Origin of the sequence: Catenuloplanes japonicus (assembly GCF_000717135.1) — a bacterium.
GTDB classification, from domain to species: Bacteria; Actinomycetota; Actinomycetes; order Mycobacteriales; family Micromonosporaceae; genus Catenuloplanes; species Catenuloplanes japonicus.
Map to the genome: position 1 here is coordinate 1 of NZ_JNXY01000010.1, position 17,215 is coordinate 17,215.

General features: G+C 72.2%; 12 protein-coding genes and 2 pseudogenes. 10 read left to right on the plus strand and 4 right to left on the minus strand.

Features of this window, described 5'->3' with window-relative positions; all coding sequences use genetic code 11:
- Positions 1–73: 73 nt before the first annotated feature.
- Positions 74–310, plus strand: a pseudogene (locus OP04_RS55665) (CAP domain-containing protein); the annotation flags it as partial.
- A gap of 41 nt (positions 311–351) precedes the next feature.
- Here the strand turns inward: OP04_RS55665 and OP04_RS17230 are convergent.
- Complete coding sequence (locus tag OP04_RS17230) at positions 352–1,938, minus strand: phospho-sugar mutase (protein WP_051798158.1); 1,587 nt, start codon at positions 1,936–1,938, stop codon at positions 352–354.
- A gap of 62 nt (positions 1,939–2,000) precedes the next feature.
- Positions 2,001–3,995 carry a serine/threonine-protein kinase gene (locus OP04_RS17235; RefSeq protein WP_033340743.1) on the minus strand — a complete coding sequence of 665 codons (1,995 nt, stop codon included), beginning with the start codon at positions 3,993–3,995 and terminating at the stop codon, positions 2,001–2,003.
- 225 nt (positions 3,996–4,220) lie between these two features.
- Between OP04_RS17235 and OP04_RS17240 the strand changes: the two genes are divergently transcribed.
- Positions 4,221–5,801: an acyl-CoA mutase large subunit family protein gene (locus tag OP04_RS17240; protein ID WP_033340744.1), complete on the plus strand. Its 1,581-nt coding sequence runs from the start codon at positions 4,221–4,223 to the stop codon at positions 5,799–5,801.
- A 416-nt stretch (positions 5,802–6,217) separates the two neighbouring features.
- Entirely contained in the window at positions 6,218–7,477 is a 1,260-nt protein-coding gene (locus OP04_RS17245) for an amidohydrolase (RefSeq protein WP_033340745.1), read from the plus strand.
- Between the two features lie 345 nt (positions 7,478–7,822).
- On the opposite strand, the gene OP04_RS17250 is transcribed toward OP04_RS17245, so the two are convergent.
- Complete coding sequence (locus OP04_RS17250; RefSeq protein ID WP_033340746.1) at positions 7,823–8,782, minus strand: DUF4349 domain-containing protein; 960 nt, start codon at positions 8,780–8,782, stop codon at positions 7,823–7,825.
- A gap of 136 nt (positions 8,783–8,918) precedes the next feature.
- Between OP04_RS17250 and OP04_RS17255 the strand changes: the two genes are divergently transcribed.
- The 3 genes and pseudogenes from OP04_RS17255 (at position 8,919) to OP04_RS17265 (ending at position 11,436) form a co-directional block, all read left to right on the plus strand.
- On the plus strand, positions 8,919–9,554 hold the full coding sequence (locus tag OP04_RS17255; protein ID WP_033340747.1) for an MBL fold metallo-hydrolase: 636 nt from the start codon (positions 8,919–8,921) through the stop codon (positions 9,552–9,554).
- A pseudogene (locus OP04_RS56795) lies at positions 9,551–10,057 on the plus strand (hypothetical protein); the annotation flags it as partial. The gene OP04_RS17255 and the pseudogene OP04_RS56795, both read left to right, overlap by 4 nt.
- A 635-nt stretch (positions 10,058–10,692) precedes the next feature.
- A complete protein-coding gene (locus OP04_RS17265; RefSeq protein ID WP_033340748.1) occupies positions 10,693–11,436 on the plus strand; it encodes an SCO6745 family protein in 744 nt (247 codons plus the stop codon).
- A gap of 22 nt (positions 11,437–11,458) precedes the next feature.
- Here OP04_RS17265 and OP04_RS17270 read toward each other — a convergent pair whose 3' ends face one another.
- Positions 11,459–11,917: a gamma-glutamylcyclotransferase family protein gene (locus OP04_RS17270; RefSeq protein WP_033340854.1), complete on the minus strand. Its 459-nt coding sequence runs from the start codon at positions 11,915–11,917 to the stop codon at positions 11,459–11,461.
- 100 nt (positions 11,918–12,017) lie between these two features.
- On the opposite strand from OP04_RS17270, the gene OP04_RS17275 reads away from it, so the two are divergent.
- The 4 genes from OP04_RS17275 to OP04_RS17290 all read left to right on the plus strand — a co-directional run bounded on the left by OP04_RS17275 (position 12,018) and on the right by OP04_RS17290 (position 17,118).
- Positions 12,018–13,436 (plus strand): NAD(P)H-quinone dehydrogenase, encoded by a 1,419-nt coding sequence (locus tag OP04_RS17275; RefSeq protein WP_033340749.1) that lies wholly within the window; start codon positions 12,018–12,020, stop codon positions 13,434–13,436.
- 288 nt (positions 13,437–13,724) lie between these two features.
- Complete coding sequence (locus OP04_RS17280; RefSeq protein ID WP_033340750.1) at positions 13,725–15,326, plus strand: circularly permuted type 2 ATP-grasp protein; 1,602 nt, start codon at positions 13,725–13,727, stop codon at positions 15,324–15,326.
- Positions 15,320–16,258: an alpha-E domain-containing protein gene (locus OP04_RS17285; protein WP_033340751.1), complete on the plus strand. Its 939-nt coding sequence runs from the start codon at positions 15,320–15,322 to the stop codon at positions 16,256–16,258. Before OP04_RS17280 ends, OP04_RS17285 begins: the two co-directional genes overlap by 7 nt.
- Positions 16,258–17,118, plus strand: a complete 861-nt coding sequence (locus OP04_RS17290; protein WP_033340752.1) for a transglutaminase family protein — start codon at positions 16,258–16,260, stop codon at positions 17,116–17,118. Before OP04_RS17285 ends, OP04_RS17290 begins: the two co-directional genes overlap by 1 nt.
- The last annotated feature ends 97 nt before the right edge of the window (positions 17,119–17,215 follow it).

The window sequence follows — 17,215 nt, forward strand, 5'->3', positions numbered from 1 at the left end:
CACGACGCTGGAGACCCAGGTCGTCGCACAGACCAACATCGAGCGGGTCAAGAACGGCTGCAAGGCCCTCATCGTGTCGCCGGCGCTGACGAAGGCCGCCCGCGGCCACTCCAGTGACATGGCCAAGTACAACTACTTCTCCCACACCGGCCGCAACGGCAGCACCTTCACCGCGCGAGTCAAGGCCGCCGGCTACGCCCCGGCCGTCGGCGAGAACATCGCCTGGGGCTACGCCGACACCACCGGCGTCATGATCGGCTGGATGAACAGCCCGGGACACCGCAAGAACATCCTCAACTGCAAGGCCGTCAAGATCGGCGTCGGCGTCGCCCGCGACGCCAAGGGCACCATCTACTGGACCCAGGAGTTCGGCGGCGCCGGGACCGGCGCGTCCCCGACCGGCTCGACCACCTCCAGGTACGCCTTCAGCTTCGGCTCGGTCCCGGACGGGCGGACCACCACGCGGGCCGACGCGGTACGCAGGATCAGCACGTCCGACGCCGGGAGCAGGTCCTCGACCGCGGTCACCGGCTCGCCGAGCAGCGTCGACGGCGTCGAGGCGCGCAGTTTCGCCATCATGGCGGTGATCTCGGACAGATCGTCGACGCGCACCGAGTGCTGATCCGTGGCGTGGACGCCGAACTCCGCGGCCAGCTCGTCCAGCCGGTCGACCAGCGTGCGGCCCTCGCGCTTGAGCACCAGCGCCAGCTCGGCGGCGAGCAGCGCGGCCGTGATGCCGTCCTTGTCGCGGACCAGGTCCGGTGCGACGCAGTAGCCGAGCGCCTCCTCGTACCCGAACGTCAGCTCGCCGCCGGTGGCCCGCACGATCCACTTGAAGCCGGTCAGTGTCTCGTCGTAGGCGCGTCCGCGGGCCGTGCACAGCGCCCGCAGCAGCGACGACGAGACGACGGTGGTGGCGAACAGGCCCTCGGCGCCGCGGCGGATCAGCGCGTCCGCGAGCAGTACGCCCAGCTCGTCGCCGCGCAGCATGCGCCATCGGCCGTCCACCGGCACCGCGACCGCGCACCGGTCGGCGTCCGGGTCGTTCGCGATCGCCAGGTCCGCCCCGGTGGACGCGGCCAGTGCCAGCAGCAGGTCGGTGGCGCCCGGTTCCTCCGGGTTCGGGAACGCCACGGTCGGGAAGTCCGGGTCCGGCGCGGCCTGTGCGGCCACGACGGCGGGGGCGGCGAAGCCGGCGGCCTCGAACGCGGCGGTCAGCACCGCGCCGCCGACACCGTGCATCGGGGTGTACGCGATCGTCAGCTCGGGCGAGCCCGAGACCAGCGCGGACGCGGCCGTCACGTAGGCGTCGACGAGGTCCTCGCCGAGCACGGTCCCGGCCGCGCCCAGCGGGACGTCGACGAGCGGGCCGACCGCCCGGATCGCCGCGGAGATGCCCGCGTCCGCCGGCGGCACGATCTGCGCGCCGTCGCCGCGCGGCCCGCCCAGCCCGTTGCCGAGGTAGACCTTGTAGCCGTTGTCCTGCGGCGGGTTGTGGCTGGCGGTGACCATCACGCCGGCGCAGGCGCCGAGCCGCCGGACCGCGAACGCGAGCACCGGCGTGGGCAGCGGGCGGGGCAGCAGCAGCGCGTCGAAGCCCGCGCCGGTGGCGACCTCGGCGGTGCGCTCGGCGAAGGCCCGGGAACCGTGGCGTGCGTCGTACCCGATGATGATCGGTCCGGTCGCGCTCTGCGCGGCGAGCCAGCGGACCAGGCCGGTGGCCGCGCCGGTGACGACCGCGAGGTTCATCCCGTTCGGCCCGGCGCGCAGCGGCCCGCGCAGGCCCGCGGTGCCGAACTCGAGTGGCCCGGCGAAGCGCGCGGCCAGCTCGGCGGGGTCGTCGAGCACGCCGCGCAGCTCGTCCTGGGCGACCGGGTCCGGGTCGTCCGCGATCCATGCCTCGGCCTGTGCGATCAGTGACTGCGCGTGCGTGCTCATGGAGTCTTGATAGCACGAGGCCGGGACCGGATGATCCGGTCCCGGCCTCGACGATGCTCGGTCTACGACGAGGCGACGGTGAAGGTGGTCACCAGCTGGTCGAAGATCGGCCGGCTCTCCGCGAACCGGGTGTCGAGCGTGGTCAGGTTGAACGAGTAGGCCTTGCCGCCGGAGAGCACGAAACGCCGTATGCCGTGCCGGGCCGTGTCGCCGGTGCCGCAGGTGTACTCGACCTCGATCGCGGTCTGGCCGGAGAGCTCGGCCGGGCCACGGTTGATCTGGGTGTACGGCGCGGCGCAGGCGCCCGTGTTGTTCTGCAGGTAGTTCTCGGAGACGTCGACGTACTGCTCGAGATCCTTCGCGTTCTCGATGTTGATGCGCAGCCGGCGGCCCTTGTCCTCCGGGTCGGTGAAGTCGACGTAGGTCTTCGCGCCGTCGGCCGTGTCCCACTCCGCCGGGACCTGCACGGTGATGCCACGCTTCGCGTACTCCACCGACTCGACGACCGGCGCCGGTGGTGCGCTGGAGGCCGGGGGCTGCTGCGCGACCGGCGTGTTCGCCGGCTCCTCGCCGCCACCCATGTTGACCAGCACGACGACCAGGATCAGCACGGCTGCGGTGCCGGCCGCGGCCAGCGCCTGGGTGCGGCGTGACCACGACTTGACCGTGTCCACGGCCTGGTTGCCGTATCGCTTGGCCGAGTTCAGCGCGCCGGAGGCGCCACCGGCGGGCGCGCCGCCGTAGGAGCCGGACTGCGGGGTCCCGTAGGAGCCGCCGCCGTAGCCGCCGGACTGCGCGCCGTACGTGCCGGACTGCGGGCCGCCGTAGGGCCGCCCGCCGGGCATCGCCGGCATCGGTCCGGTCGGTGCCATGCCGGGGTGCCCGCCGTGCGGCGGGATGGGCGCGGTGGTGTCACCGTGCGGCTGCCAGGGCGCGCCCATCGGCGGCGGCCCGTAGCCCGCGGGGGAGACCGGCGCCTCGCCGTTCTGGACCTGCCGGAGCCGGTCGGTCAGCGACTCGCCGGGCGCGAGCATGGCCGGCCCGCCGATCGCGCCGCTCGGCATCGGCTTCGGCGGCTGCGGGGGCGCGGCGGGGGACTGGGGTGCGTTCGGGTTCTGCCGGGGGCGCTGGGCGGGGACCACCGCGTACGGATCCGTGGCCATGTGCGGGGGCACGTTGCTGGCCAGCGGGCCGGACAGCAGCTCGCGCAGCAGGCGGCGGGCGGTGTTGACGTCCATCCGCCGGGCCGGGTCCTTCTCCAGCAGGCCGAGCAGCACGTTCGCCAGGGAGCCGGCGCGGACCGGCTGCAGCGGCGGGTCCTCGACCACGGAGTGCATGGTCTCGATCGGGTCGCCCTTGTCGAACGGCGGCCGGCCCTCGACCGCCGTGAAGAGCGTCACACCGAGCGAGAACAGGTCGCTGGGCGGGCCGAACTCCTGGCCCATCGCCCGCTCCGGCGAGATGAAGTGCGGCGAGCCGAGCACCATGCCGGGCGTGGTGAGCTGCACGTCCGTGGGCATGCGGGCGACGCCGAAGTCGGTGAGCACGCAGCGGCCGTCCGCGGCGATCAGCACGTTCGCCGGCTTCACGTCGCGGTGCAGCACGCCGGCCGCGTGCGCGACCTCGAGCGCGCCGAGCAGCGCGATGCCGATCTTGGCGACCGCGCGCGGCGCCAGCGGGCCGTCCTCGATGATCATGTCGGCGAGGCTGCGCGCGTCCAGCAGCTCCATCACGATCCACGGCCGTCCGCCCTCGTGGACGACGTCGTAGACCTGGACGACCGCGGGGTGCTGCAGAGCGGCGGCCGCGCGTGCCTCGCGCAGCGTCCGCTCGTACATCTGGTCCCGGTCGCTCGGGGCGAGCCCCGGCGGCAGGATGACCTCCTTGACCGCGACGTCGCGGCGCAGCAGCGTGTCGGCCGCGCGCCACACTGTGCCCATGCCGCCGTGGCCCACCGCGGTGCGCAGGCTGTACCTGCCGCCGATGGTCGCGCCGGGCACGGCGCGGCCTCCGGTCGGGCCGACAGAAGGGCTGTTCCACGTCGGAATCTGTGTCACTGGAAATGCCGCCCGGGGGAGTCGAGGGCTGGAACCAACCCCCCTATCTTGCGGGGTGGCTCGCCGTGAGGAAAGGTGCGGGGTACCAACTCTGCGCCAACTCGACAGTGCGTATCCGCCGGGTGGCTTTCGGTCTATATTTTGTCGCGCTCGGGCAACGATGCTGAAACATTCTGTGCGAAATTCCTCAACCGTCGATGGCGTCCCGGGTCATAGGATCCGACGATGAGGGATCGTTCAGGAGAATCCGGATTCCCGATCAGGCCGGTGTACGACGAGGGCGATCTCCCCCCGGACCTGGCGGCCCGGCTCGGCGCCCCGGGGGCGTACCCGTACACCCGCGGCGTGTATCCGACCATGTATACGACCCGGCCGTGGACCATGCGCCAGTACGCCGGTTTCGGCACCGCGACCGAGTCCAACGCCCGCTACCACCAGCTGCTCGCGGCCGGGACCATGGGGCTCTCCGTGGCGTTCGACCTGCCCACCCAGATGGGGTACGACTCCGACGAGCCGATCGCGCACGGCGAGGTCGGCAAGGTCGGCGTGGCGATCGACTCGATCGATGACATGCGGCTCCTCTTCGACGGCATCCCGCTGGACAAGGTCTCCACGTCCATGACGATCAACGCGCCGGGCTCCGTCCTGCTACTGCTGTATCAGCTGGTGGCGGAGGAGAACGGGATTCCCGCCTCGGCGCTCGGCGGCACCATCCAGAACGACATCCTCAAGGAGTACATCGCCCGCGGCACCTACATCTTCCCGCCGGAGCCGTCGTTGCGGCTGGTCGCGGACACGTTCGCGTACTGCCGCAAGGAGACGCCGAAATGGAACACCATCTCCATCTCGGGCTACCACATGGCGGAGGCGGGCGCGACGCCCGTGCAGGAGGTCGCGTTCACGCTGGCCAACGGCGTGGAGTACGTCCGGGCCGCGATCGCGGCCGGCCTGGCCGTCGACGACTTCGCGCCCCGGCTGTCGTTCTTCTTCGTCGCGCGCACCACGCTGCTGGAGGAGGTGGCGAAGTTCCGCGCGGCCCGCAGGATCTGGGCGAGCCTGATGCGGGACGAGTTCGGCGCCACCGACCCGAAGTCGCTGATGCTGCGCTTCCACACCCAGACCGCCGGCGTGCAGCTCACCGCGCAGCAGCCGGAGGTGAACCTGGTGCGGGTGGCCGTGCAGGCGCTCGGCGCGGTGATGGGCGGCACCCAGTCGCTGCACACCAACTCGTACGACGAGGCGATCGCGCTGCCCACGGAGAAGGCGGCCCGGCTCGCGCTGCGCACCCAGCAGGTGATCGCCTACGAGACGGACCTGACCGCGACCGTGGACCCGTTCGCCGGGTCGTACGTGGTGGAGGCGATGACGGACGAGGTGGAGCGCGGCGCCCGCGAGCTGATCGACCGGGTCTTCTCGTTCGGCTCCTCCGTGCGCGCGATCGAGGCCGGGTTCCAGAAGCGGGAGATCGAGGCGTCCGCGTACCGCAACGCCCAGGAGATCGACTCGGGTGAGCGCGTGGTGGTCGGCGTGAACCGGTTCGCCGTCGACGTCGAGGAGCCGTACGAGCCGCTGCGGGTGGACCCCGCGATCGAGGCCGGTCAGGTCGCCCGGCTGGCGCGGCTCAAGGCGGAGCGGGACGGCGCCGCGGTCACGGCCGCGCTGGCCACGCTGCGTGACGCCGCCGCGGGCACGGACAACGTGCTCTACCCGATGCGGGAGGCGTTGCGCGCCCGCGCGACAGTGGGTGAGGTCTGCCATGCGCTGCGCGACGTCTGGGGGACGTATCGCCCGTCCGAGACATTCTGAACAAAATTCGATCACTCGATCGAGTGGCGTCCGCCGATCGTCCGGCGCGGTGTGGACTCGACCCCATGGGGTACCAAGGAACGGGTGACCGACCCTGGCGAAACCCCGGTAACCACGCCCTGACCAGGGGTAATTTTGATACGGGTAACCGCAGGCAGTCCGGTGTGTACGGGACTCGCCCGAAGTGCGCTCGTGTCCCGCGACGTCGTTACGCGTTGTAGAAAGGGAGGTGGCGAGTGCCTGCTCATGACCATGAGACAGACGGCGCCCCACCGACCCTTGAGCGTCATTACCAGCGCTTTCGTGACGCACCGCGACTCGACTACTACCGTAACGAGGTTGCGCAGCGTCACCATTTGAGGTCTAGGCTGTCCGAGTCAACATCCATCCCCATCAACAGTGATCGAGAATCCGACGTGACGAGTGCGTTGACGCTGCCCAGCGGCGAGCTGACGTCGTCCTGGCCCGATACTCCACCCGGGGCCGACCCCCTGCCCGGTCAACTCGACCGATGGCTTGCGTCGCGAGGGGCCGAGCTGGTAGCCGTACGCCGGCACATCCACGCGCACCCGGAGCTGTCCAACCACGAGTTCGAGACCGCGGCGCTCGTCGCCCGCGAGCTCGCGGTGGCCGGGTTGAAGCCGCGGTTCCTGCCCAAGGGCAACGGCGTGATCTGTGACATCGGCACCGGTGACCGCGTGATCGCGTTCCGTGCCGACCTTGACGCGCTGCCGATCCAGGACACGAAGGACACGGCCTACCGGTCCACGGTCGACGGTGTGGCCCACGCCTGCGGGCACGACGTGCACACCACGATCCTGCTCGGCCTCGGTCTGGCGCTGGCCAAACTGGACGAGGAGGGCCAGCTGCCCGGCCGTGTCCGGCTGCTGTTCCAGCCCGCGGAGGAGGCGATCCCGTCCGGCGCGCCGCACGTGATCGCGGCCGGCGGGCTCAAGGACGTGGCCGCGATCTTCGCGCTGCACTGCTACCCGCAGCTGCCGGCCGGCCTGGTCGGCGTGCGCTCCGGCCCGTTCACGGCCGCGGCCGACACGGTCGAGGTCCGGCTGCGCGGTGCCGGCGGCCACACCGCCCGCCCGCACCTGACCACGGACCTGGTGCACGCGCTGGGCCGGGTGATCGTGGACGTGCCCGCGCTGCTGGACCGCAGGATGGACGCGCGGGCCGGCGTCTCCATGGTCTGGGGCACGGTGAACGCCGGGCACGCCTACAACGCGATCCCGGCCGAGGGCTATGCCAAGGGCACCATCCGCATCCTCAGCCGCGAGGCGTGGCGCGAGGCGCCCGAGCTGGTCACCAGCCTGATCCAGAGCGTGGTGGCGGCGACCGGCGCGGAGGCCGACGTGATCTACACGCGCGGCGTGCCACCGGTGATCAACGATCGGATGACGTCCGCCGTGATCGCGGCCGCGGCCGGCGCCGCGCTCGGCCCGGACCGGGTCGTCGAGGCCGAGATCAGCATGGGCGGCGAGGACTTCGCGTTCTACGTCGAACAGGTCCCCGGCACCATGATCCGCCTCGGCACCGGCACCCCCGGCTCCGAGGTCCGCCGCGACATCCACCAGGCCGGCTTCGACGTCGACGAACGCGCCATCGGTTACGGCATCCGCGTCATGGCCCACACGGCCCTGGCAGCTCTTTCCACCGCAGCTTTCTAAATTCAAGATCAGTCAGCGGTACGCCGGCGGCCTTCCACCCCACGGGCGGAGGGCCGCCGGCTTCGTGTGTCCTTCTCCGGCCGGCCACCGCAGCGGCGGGAGGCTCGTGCCCGGCAGCCGGTCTCCGGGCGCCCCGCGCCCGAAATTTCAGCATTTACCGGTGCTTCGGCGCGAGGCCGGAGCTGTGTCGGCCAAAACGGGCACTCCGTACCCGAAATTTCGGGAAATAGTGGCTCTGGTGGCCACGGCGGCGTCGCCCTGATGCCGAAAGCCTGACCAGCCGCCGCAGGACGTGCCGGTCCCAGCGGTAGCCGGCACGGGCGGCACGCGGCCGCCGTGCCGTCCCTACGGCGCCGCCGCCGGGGGAGCCGCGGCCGTGGTGGTGACCGGGACGGCCGCGCGACGGCGGCGCAGGCGGCGCCGGAAGATCACCAGGGCGGCCACCGGGATGCCCAGCACCACGAGCCAGGGCAGCAGCACGCCGATCACGGTCAGCACCACCACGCCGAACGTGAGGAACGCGTCCCAGCCGTTCCGCAGGCCGGCCAGGAAGCCGGTGCCGTCGTCCTTCACCGATGCAGGCGCGCTGTCCTGGACCAGCTCGACCGTGAGCGTGGAGAGCGCGGCCAGATCCTTCAGCCGATCCCGCTTGGCCGTCAGCGACGCCAGGTCCGCCTCGCGGCGGGCCAGCTCGTTCTCCAGCGAGACCAGGTCGTTCAGCGTCTTCGCCTGCTCCAGCAGCCGCCGCGCGCTGTCCACCTGCGCGCGCTGGCCGGTGATCCGCGAGTCCAGGTCGATGACCTCCTCGGTCACGTCCTGCGCCTCGATCTTCCGGTTCTCCTGCTCGCCGAGCGCGGCGATCGCGTCGACCGTGGCGGCGAACGCGTCGCGCGGGATCCGCAGCGCGATGGTGGCCCGCTCGTACGGCACGTCGTCGTAGTTGACGTCGCTGGACCGGGCGTCCGACCCGACGAACCCGCCCGCGGCCTCGGCCAGCCGGATCGCCTCCTCGGCGCGCGCGTCCACGTCGGCGACGCGGACCGTCAGCGAGCCGGTGTAGATCACCTCGCGGTTGATCACCGGGGCGCCGCCGCCGGCGCCGGACGCGGCCACCGGGCCACCCGCGCCGGCCGTGTCCTCCGCGGCCTTGCCGTCCGGCATCGCCGGGGCGATCGCGGGCGCGCCGCCGCTGCTGCTGGACACGGTGTCCGCGCCGTCCGCGCCGCACCCGGCGAGCGCCAGCGTGAGCGCCAGACCGGTGACACCGAGGGTGGCCAGCGCGCGTTGTCGTCGTACCGTTGCCATGGTCTTCCGGTCCCCTCGTGAAGTCGCACCGCGGCGGCGCGTCGTGACCGGTCAGACGCACGCCACGGATGAACCGGTTCCGCCGGGGAACGTTCGGTAGCGTCACGATTCGGCCACGAGACCCCAGGAGGGGCGCATGCGGATCACCAAATTCACCCATGCGTGTGTACGGCTCGAGCGCGACGGATCCGTCCTGGTCATCGACCCGGGCTCGTTCAGTGAACGCGTCGCGCTGGACGATGCGGACGCGATCCTGATCACGCACGAACACATCGACCACGCGGAGCCGGAGCGGATCGCGGACATCGTCAAGGAGCGCGGCATCCCGGTCTTCGCGCACCCCGGCGTGGCGGCCGCGCTGCCGGAGATCACCAGCCTGATCACCACGGTGCAGCCCGGCGAGACGATCGACGCGGCCGGCTTCGCGGTGAGCGCGCACGGCGGCGCGCACCAGATCATCCACCCGGACATCCCGCGCGTGCCGAACCTGGCCTGGCTGGTCTCGGCGGACGACACGAACGTCTACCACCCCGGCGACTCGTTCGCGATCCCGGACGGCGTCGACGTCGACACGCTGTTCCTGCCGATCTCCGGTCCGTGGATGCGGATGGCCGAGGCCGTCGACTTCGCCCGCGAGATCAACCCGAGGCGGGCGTTCGCGCTGCACGAGGCGCTGCTCAGCGACATCGGCATCGCCGTGGTCGGCCGGAACATGGAGCGGCTGCTCGACTGCGAGTACACCCGGCTGCAGCCTGGGACGACCGTGTCGTGACGGTCGGCGCGGCGCTGCTCCGGCAGCTCTACGGCGCGTCCCCGGACGGTTTCACGGCCGTCCGGGACGCGGCCGCGGCCGAGGCGCGCGCCCGGGGCGACGCGGCCGCGGCGAAGGAGATCGCGGCGCTGCGCAAGCCCACGATCGCGGCCTGGCTGGTCAACCTGCTGGCGATCCGCCGCCCGGAGCTGCTGGCCGACCTGGCCGCGCTGGCCGGCGAGATGCGCACGGCCCAGCGGGAGCTGCGCGGCCCGGAGCTGCGGGAGCTGTCCGCGCAGCGCCGCCGGGTGGTGGCGTCGCTGGTGGCGGAGGTGCGCGCGCTGGCCGCGGCGTCCGGCGCGGAGACCGGGAAGCTGCCGCTGAACGAGGTCGAGGACACGCTGAACGCGGCGCTGTCCGACGAGGAGACCGCGGAGGCGGTGCGGTCCGGGCGTCTGCTGCGGCCGGTGACGTACACCGGATTCGGTGAAGTGCCCCGCCCGAAGCTGCGCCTGGTCACGGCGGACACGGACGAGACCGGTGATCACGCGGGGTCCCGGGACCACGCGAGCCCCGGGGATCGTGCAAGCGCCGGGAACCGTGCGGGCGGTGACGGGAACCGTGACGACGCCACCGGCGATCGCCGTGGTGACGCGGACGATCGCGGCGGCAGAGCCGGAAGCAGGACCGGGGCCCGTCCCGGCAGCGCAACGGAGAGCGCCGGGAAGGCCGCTGAGCCCGGCCCCGCCGCCGCCCGGCGCGCCCGTGAGGCGGAACGCGAACGCCGCGTGCTGGAACGCGCCGAACACGAGGCCCTGCACGCTCGCGAACAGGCCGAGCGGGATCTCCTCGCCGCCGAGGAGGACGAACGCGCCGCCGTCGCCGCCGTCGCGGAGCTCTCCGCGAGGATCGCCGCGCTCCAGGCCGAGCGCGCCGAGGCCGAGCACGAGGCCGGCCGCCGGAAGCTGGCGCGGAAGTCCGCGGAGCGCGCCGCCGGTGCCGCGCGGCGCCGTCACGGTGACGCCGCGGCGGTGCGGGAGGCGGCCGAGGGACCGTTCGTCGAGCGTGCGACGCCGTTCACCGACACCGCGGCGAGGAAAGGTGCGGCACGCCGGGGCGGGACTGACCGCGGCGGTGCGCCCAAGGCAGAATCGGGCGCGTGACCCCCGACCAGGCGGCGGCAGCCGCGAAGGCGCATGTGCTGCGTCTCGGCGGGGCGTTCGCGGAGGATCCGCTGACGCTGCAGCGGGCCAGGCGGCTGGGACTGTCCGGCTGGGCCTACTACGTGGCCGCGCGCGGCGGCGCGCTCGGCGACGTCCGGGCGGACACGGTGGCGGCCGCGCTGGGCTTCATAGCGCCGGACGCGGTCTCCGACGGGTGGGACGCGGCCGCGTCGGTGATGCCGCCGTCCCGGATCGCGGCGGAGCACCTGGCCGAGTGCGCGCGCTGGGGCGCGGAGCGGTTGTCCACGTTCCCGCGCCTGAACCGGCTGACCGAGCTGTGCCAGCGCGTGGTGCTGTCGGCGGACCAGGCGGGCCTGCCGCTGTTCGCGGCGTGGCGGGCGATGCCGCTGCCGGAGCACCGGCCGGGCGGGCGGGCCGCGATGCTGCTGCACCTGCTGCGCGAGCACCGCAACGCGGCACACCTGATAGCCGCCCGGGTCAGCGGCCTGAGCCCGCTGGAAGCGGTGATCGCCGGGCCGGAGGGCGAGGCGGGCGCGGTGGCCTACGGGTGGCAGCCGCCGTACCCGAAGGTGCCGCCGCTGGTCAGGCGACGGCTGTGGGCGGACGCGGTGACCGATCGAATAGCCGGCCAGGCCTACGAGGTGCTCACGCTGGCGGAGCGGGCCGAGCTGCTCGGCCTGCTGACCTCCGCCACCGTGCTCGTCTGGCCCGAGGAATGACCGCCCCGGCCGCGCGGACCGGCTAGTCCGGCTTCGCCGTGCGGGTCGGGCGGGCCCGCAGGTCGGCGACGTAGTCGTCGGGGGCGCCGGCCGCCTGGGCCGCGTTGGCGATCTCGGTGAGGTACCACAGCGTCGGAAGGCCGCCCTCGTACCCGTTGAGGACGTACACCCACGCGGTGACCTCGCCCTCGAGTGTGGCGATGCGCACGGTCAGCTTCCGGTAGGTGCCGGAGTTCACCCCCTCGACCTCGTCGAGCTGGGCGGCGTCGAACTCGTCGACGTCGTAGAGGGCCACGAACACGCGGTCGCCAGGCGACTCCACTACCGTGGTGACGGCGCCCTCCCAACCGAGGACGTCCTCCCCGGCAAAGGTCAGCCGCCACCCCTCCAGCCACCCGACCCCGATCATGGGCGAGTGCGGAGCGTAAGCATGCATGCGGGCTGGGTCGAGGTTTGAGCCATACGCGGCGTAATGACGCACGGCGATGACGATAGCCGGGTAGACCGTTGGGGGAGAATATGACCGAGCGTGTCGTATCTGGTTTACGGGGAAAAACCAGATCGTGTCTGGGAGGAAAGGCATGAACGTGGGGGCAGCAGCGGGGCGAATCGTCATCATCGGTGGCGGTCCGGCCGGATATGAGGCGGCGTTGGTCGCCGCGCAGCTGGGCGCCGAGGTGACGGTGGTGGAGCAGGACGGCGCGGGCGGCGCCTGCGTGCTGTTCGACTGCGTGCCGTCGAAGACCTTCATCGCCAGCTCGGGGGTGGTGACGGCGTTCCGGGACACCGAGGAGTTCGGCATCGACTCGGACGGCCTGGAGGCGGTCACGGTCGACGCGCCGGCCGTGCACGGCCGGGTGAAGCGGCTGGCGCTGGCCCAGTCGTCGGACATCCACGAGAAGTTGATCAAAGCGGGCGTGACCATGGTGTCCGGCCGTGCGCGTCTCGGTGACGACACGCTGGGTCACACTCACCGCGTGCTGGTCACGCCGGACACCGGTGACGCTGAGTACTCGATTGACGCCAGAACGGTCCTGATCGCGACCGGCGCGACGCCGCGCCAGCTCGAGTCCGCCATGCCGGACGGCGAGCGCATCCTGACCTGGCGCGAGATCTACGACCTGCCGGAGCTGCCGGAACACCTGGTCGTCATCGGCTCGGGCGTGACCGGCGCGGAGTTCGCCAGTGCCTACCTGGCGATGGGAATTGACGTGACGTTGGTCTCCAGCCGGGACCGGGTCATGCCGCACGAGGACGCGGACGCCGCGATGGCGATCGAGCGCGTGTTCCGCTCCCGCGGCATGAACATCCTGAACAACTCGCGCGCCGACTCGGTGGTCCGCGGCGGCGACGGCGTCAAGGTCACGCTGGCGGACGGCCGCGAGGTCTTCGGCTCGCACGCGCTGATGGCGGTCGGCTCGATCCCGAACACGCAGGATCTGGGCCTGGAGGAGTACGGCGTCGAGGTGGGCAAGGGCGGCTACGTCACGGTCGACCGCACCTCCCGTACGAACGTCCCCGGCATCTACGCGGCCGGCGACTGCACCGGCGTGCTGCCGCTGGCCAGCGTGGCCGCCATGCAGGGCCGGATCGCGATGTGGCACGCGCTCGGCGACGCGGTCCGCCCGCTGCGCCTGCGCACGGTCGCGGCGAACGTGTTCACCGACCCGGAGCTGGCCACGGTCGGCATCTCGCAGGACGAGGCCGACTCCGGCAAGGTCTCGGTCCGGCAGGTGATGCTGCCGCTGAACGGCAACGCGCGCGCCAAGATGGACGATCTGCACGACGGCTTCGTGAAGATGTTCTGCCGGCCGAGCGGGCACATCATCGGCGGCGTGGTGGTGGCGCCGAAGGCCAGCGAGCTGATCCAGCAGATCGCGGTCGCGGTGGAGAACAACCTCACGGTGGACCAGATCGCGCAGACGATCACCATCTACCCGTCGCTGTCCGGCTCGGTCGCGGAGGCCGCACGCCAGCTCATGCTGCACGACCTGGAGTAGCAGTTGATCTATGCCGTGACTCACCGGGGCGAATCGTCCACATTTGGCGTTCGGGTCGCCGTGTGGCGCGTACCGTAGAGGGGCCCATGACATCGGGTCCCCCGTTCTCGATGTCGGGCGTCGGTGTCACCCGCCGGCCGACGCGATGCAGGCCGGCGGCGCGTGGCTCCGGGGCCGCCGGCAGGTCCCGTGCCGGCGGCCCGCGCATGCGGCGCACGCTGCGAGAAGCCGGCGCCAGAATCAAGATCCGTAATGCGCACGCAATGAGATCGGCGTAATTTCTGCGCCATGGCGGACCTGTTCGAGGACTACCGTCTCGGCCCCGGGTGGGACGAGATGTTCGGCGAGCCCGGCCTGCCCCGGGAGATCTACGAGGCGCTGCACGGCACGCTGCGGCCACTGTCCAGCACGGAGCTCGGTGTCCGGGCCGACGTGCTCGCGCGCGCGTTCCTCGACCAGGGCATCACGTTCGCGCTGAAGGGCGTGGAGCGGCCGTTCCCGCTGGACATCGTGCCCCGGATCATCGCGAACGCGGAGTGGGCCGCGGTCTCGGCCGGCGTCGCCCAGCGCATCCGCGCGCTGGAGGCCTTCCTCGCCGACGTCTACGGCCCCGGCCAGGTCCTCAAGGACGGCGTGGTGCCGCGCCGGGTCGTGATGACCTCGGGCAACTTCCACCGTGCGGCGTTCGGGATCACACCCCACAACGGGGTACGCATCCATGTCGCCGGCGTCGACCTGATCCGCGACGAGCAGGGCGTGTTCCGGGTGCTGGAGGACAACGTCCGCATCCCGTCCGGCGTCAGCTACGTGATGGAGAACCGGCGCGCCATGGCGCACGTGCTGCCGGAGGTGTTCGCGGCCACCCGGGTCTGCCCGGTCGACTCGTACCCCGGACAGCTCTTGAAGGCCCTGAGGGCCGCGGCCCCGGTCGGCATCAACGATCCGACCGTGGTGGTGCTGACGCCCGGAGTGCACAACTCCGCCTACTTCGAGCACACGCTGCTGGCCCGCGAGATGGGCGTCGAGCTGGTCGAGGGACGCGACCTGATCTGCGTCGGCAACGAGGTCGCGATGCGGACCACGGCCGGCGAGCAGCGGGTGGACGTGATCTACCGCCGGGTCGACGACGAGTTCCTGGATCCGGTGCAGTTCCGGGCCGACTCCGTGCTGGGCGTGGCCGGGCTGATCAACGCGGCGCGCGCCGGCCGGGTCACGATCGCGAACGCGGTCGGCAACGGCGTCGCGGACGACAAGCTGCTCTACACGTACGTCCCGGAGCTGATCCGCTACTACCTCAACGAGGAACCGCTGCTCCCCAACGTGGACACCTACCGGCTGGAGGAGCCGGACGCGCTGGCCCACGTGATCGGCCGCCTGGACGAGCTGGTGCTCAAGCCGGTCGACGGCGCGGGCGGCGCGGGCATCGTGATCGGCTCGCAGGCGTCCGACGCGGAGCTGGCCGCGGTCCGGGAGAAGATCCTGGCCGACCCGCGGGGCTGGATCGCGCAGCGCGAGGTGAAGCTCTCCATGGTCCCCACGCTGGTCGGCAACCGGCTGCGCGGCCGGCACGTCGACCTGCGCCCGTTCGCGGTCAACGACGGGGAGAAGATCTGGGTCCTGCCCGGCGGCCTGACCCGCGTCGCGCTGCCCGAGGGCGCGCTGGTGGTCAACTCCAGCCAGGGCGGCGGCTCGAAGGACACCTGGATCCTGGCGGCGGAGCAGACCGGGCCGAAGGAGGAGCCGCCGGTGCTGGCGCACGTGGAGCAGCCGGACCCGGCGCTCGCGGAGCTGGTCGACGGCCAGGCACCGGACCCCGGTCCCGGCACGGACATCACCAGCGTGCAGGCCCAGCAGGAGCAGCAACAGCAGGGGAGGAGTGCCGCATGCTGAGCCGGATCGCCGAGTCGCTCTACTGGATCGGCCGGTACGTCGAGCGCGCCGAGGACACCGCCCGCATCCTCGACGTCCACCTGCACCGCATGCTCGCGGACCCGTGGATCGACGAACAGACCGCCTGCCGGTCGCTGCTCACCGTGATGGGCCTGCAGACGATCGAGCCGCCGTACTCGTCCGCCCGGATGGTCGGCCTGCTCGGCCTGGACGAGCGGAACCCGAGCGCGGTCACCGGCGCGCTCGCGGCCGCCCGGGAGAACGCGCGCGGCGCCCGCGAGACGATCTCCGCCGAGATGTGGGAGTGCCTGAACGCGACCTGGCACGGCCTGCCGGACGCGCGCCGCCGCGTCGAGCAGCAGGGCGTGCACGCGTTCTTCCGCTGGGTCCGCGAGCGCTGCTCCGTGATGACCGGCCTGACCGACGCCACCATGAGCCGCGACGAGGGCTGGCTGTTCCTGGTGCTGGGCCGCAGCGTGGAGCGGGTCGACATGACCTCGCGGCTGCTCTCCACGCACATCGGCGCCGGCGGCAGCATTCCGTCCTGGCTGACGCTGCTGCGGTCCTGCGGCGCGTGGGAGACGTTCCTGCGCACCTACCGCGGCTCGCTCGACGACCGGCACGCGGCCGAGTTCCTGCTGCTGGACCGGCTCTTCCCGCGCTCGGTCTTCGCGGCGCTGGCCACGGCGGAGGCGTGCCTGGCCGACCTGGAGCCGGAGCCGGGCCGCGCCGGCGTCGTCACGGAGGCGCAGCGCATCGTCGGCCGGGCCCGCACCAACCTCGAGTTCCGCGGCCCGGACGAGCTGCTCGGCGACCTCGGCACCGTCCTGTCCGGACTGCAGCGCACCTGCACGCAGGTCAACGCCGCGGTCTCCACCCGGTACTTCCGCCAGACCAGCGCGGTCAGCTGGGTCAGTGAGGTGGCCGTCTGATGGTCGATTCCTGGCGACTCAAGATCAAGCACAGGACCGGTTTCACGTACGCCGGAAAGGTCCGATCCTCGTACAACGAGGCCCGGATGTCCCCGCGGAACGAGGCCCGCCAGGCCGTGCTCGACGCGCGCGTGGAGGTGTGGCCGCCGGCCCGCACCCACCGCTACGAGGACTACTGGGGCACGGCCGTCACCGCGTTCGACGTGCACTCCCCGCACGACAACCTCCAGGTGACCGCGACCGCCACGGTGGAGACGCTGCCGGCCGGCGACCTGCTGGCCCGGCACGAGGGCGTCTCCTGGGACGACCTGGCCGTGCCGGACACCGTGGACCGCTGGCACGAGCTGCTGGTCGCCTCGCCGCGGACCGCGCTGGACGAGGAGCTGACCGCGCTGGCCAAGGAGATCGCGGGCGTGCACGCCACGCCGCACGCGGCCGCGCTGGCGATCTGCGAGCGGATCCGGCAGGACGTCACGTACGAGACCGGCGCGACCGGCGTGCAGACCGACGCGATCCAGGCCTGGCAGCAGCGCAAGGGCGTCTGCCAGGACATCAGCCACCTGGTCGTGGGCCTGCTCCGGGCGACCGGTACGCCCGCGCGCTACGTCTCCGGCTACCTGCACCCGGCGCCGAACGCGGGCATCGGCGAGAGCGTCGTCGGCCAGAGCCACGCCTGGGTCGAGTGGTGGGTGGGGCGCTGGACCGCGTTCGACCCGACCAACGGCGTGCCGGTGGGGGAGCGGCACGTGGTGGTGGGCCGCGGCCGCGAGTACGGCGACGTGCCCCCGCTCAAGGGCGTCTTCTCCGGACCGGCCAACACCGGCCAGGAGGTCGAGGTCACGCTAACTCGGCTGCGCTGATCGACAGCGCGGAGTACGATCCACACCATGCGATTCGGTCAGATGACGACGACGCCGGGCTCTCCCCGGCGGCTACCGTCTCTGCGCTGACGCAGTC

What these genes read in the sequence shown, in the direction of transcription:
- OP04_RS17250 (WP_033340746.1), bottom strand. Translation starts at nt 8,782, where the DNA reads ATGGCAACGGTACGACGACAACGCGCGCTGGCCACCCTCGGTGTCACC.
- OP04_RS17290 (WP_033340752.1), top strand. Translation starts at nt 16,258, where the DNA reads ATGGTCGATTCCTGGCGACTCAAGATCAAGCACAGGACCGGTTTCACG.
- OP04_RS17240 (WP_033340744.1), top strand. Translation starts at nt 4,221, where the DNA reads ATGAGGGATCGTTCAGGAGAATCCGGATTCCCGATCAGGCCGGTGTAC.
- OP04_RS17280 (WP_033340750.1), top strand. Translation starts at nt 13,725, where the DNA reads ATGGCGGACCTGTTCGAGGACTACCGTCTCGGCCCCGGGTGGGACGAG.
- OP04_RS17275 (WP_033340749.1), top strand. Translation starts at nt 12,018, where the DNA reads ATGAACGTGGGGGCAGCAGCGGGGCGAATCGTCATCATCGGTGGCGGT.
- OP04_RS17230 (WP_051798158.1), bottom strand. Translation starts at nt 1,938, where the DNA reads ATGAGCACGCACGCGCAGTCACTGATCGCACAGGCCGAGGCATGGATC.
- OP04_RS17255 (WP_033340747.1), top strand. Translation starts at nt 8,919, where the DNA reads ATGCGGATCACCAAATTCACCCATGCGTGTGTACGGCTCGAGCGCGAC.
- OP04_RS17285 (WP_033340751.1), top strand. Translation starts at nt 15,320, where the DNA reads ATGCTGAGCCGGATCGCCGAGTCGCTCTACTGGATCGGCCGGTACGTC.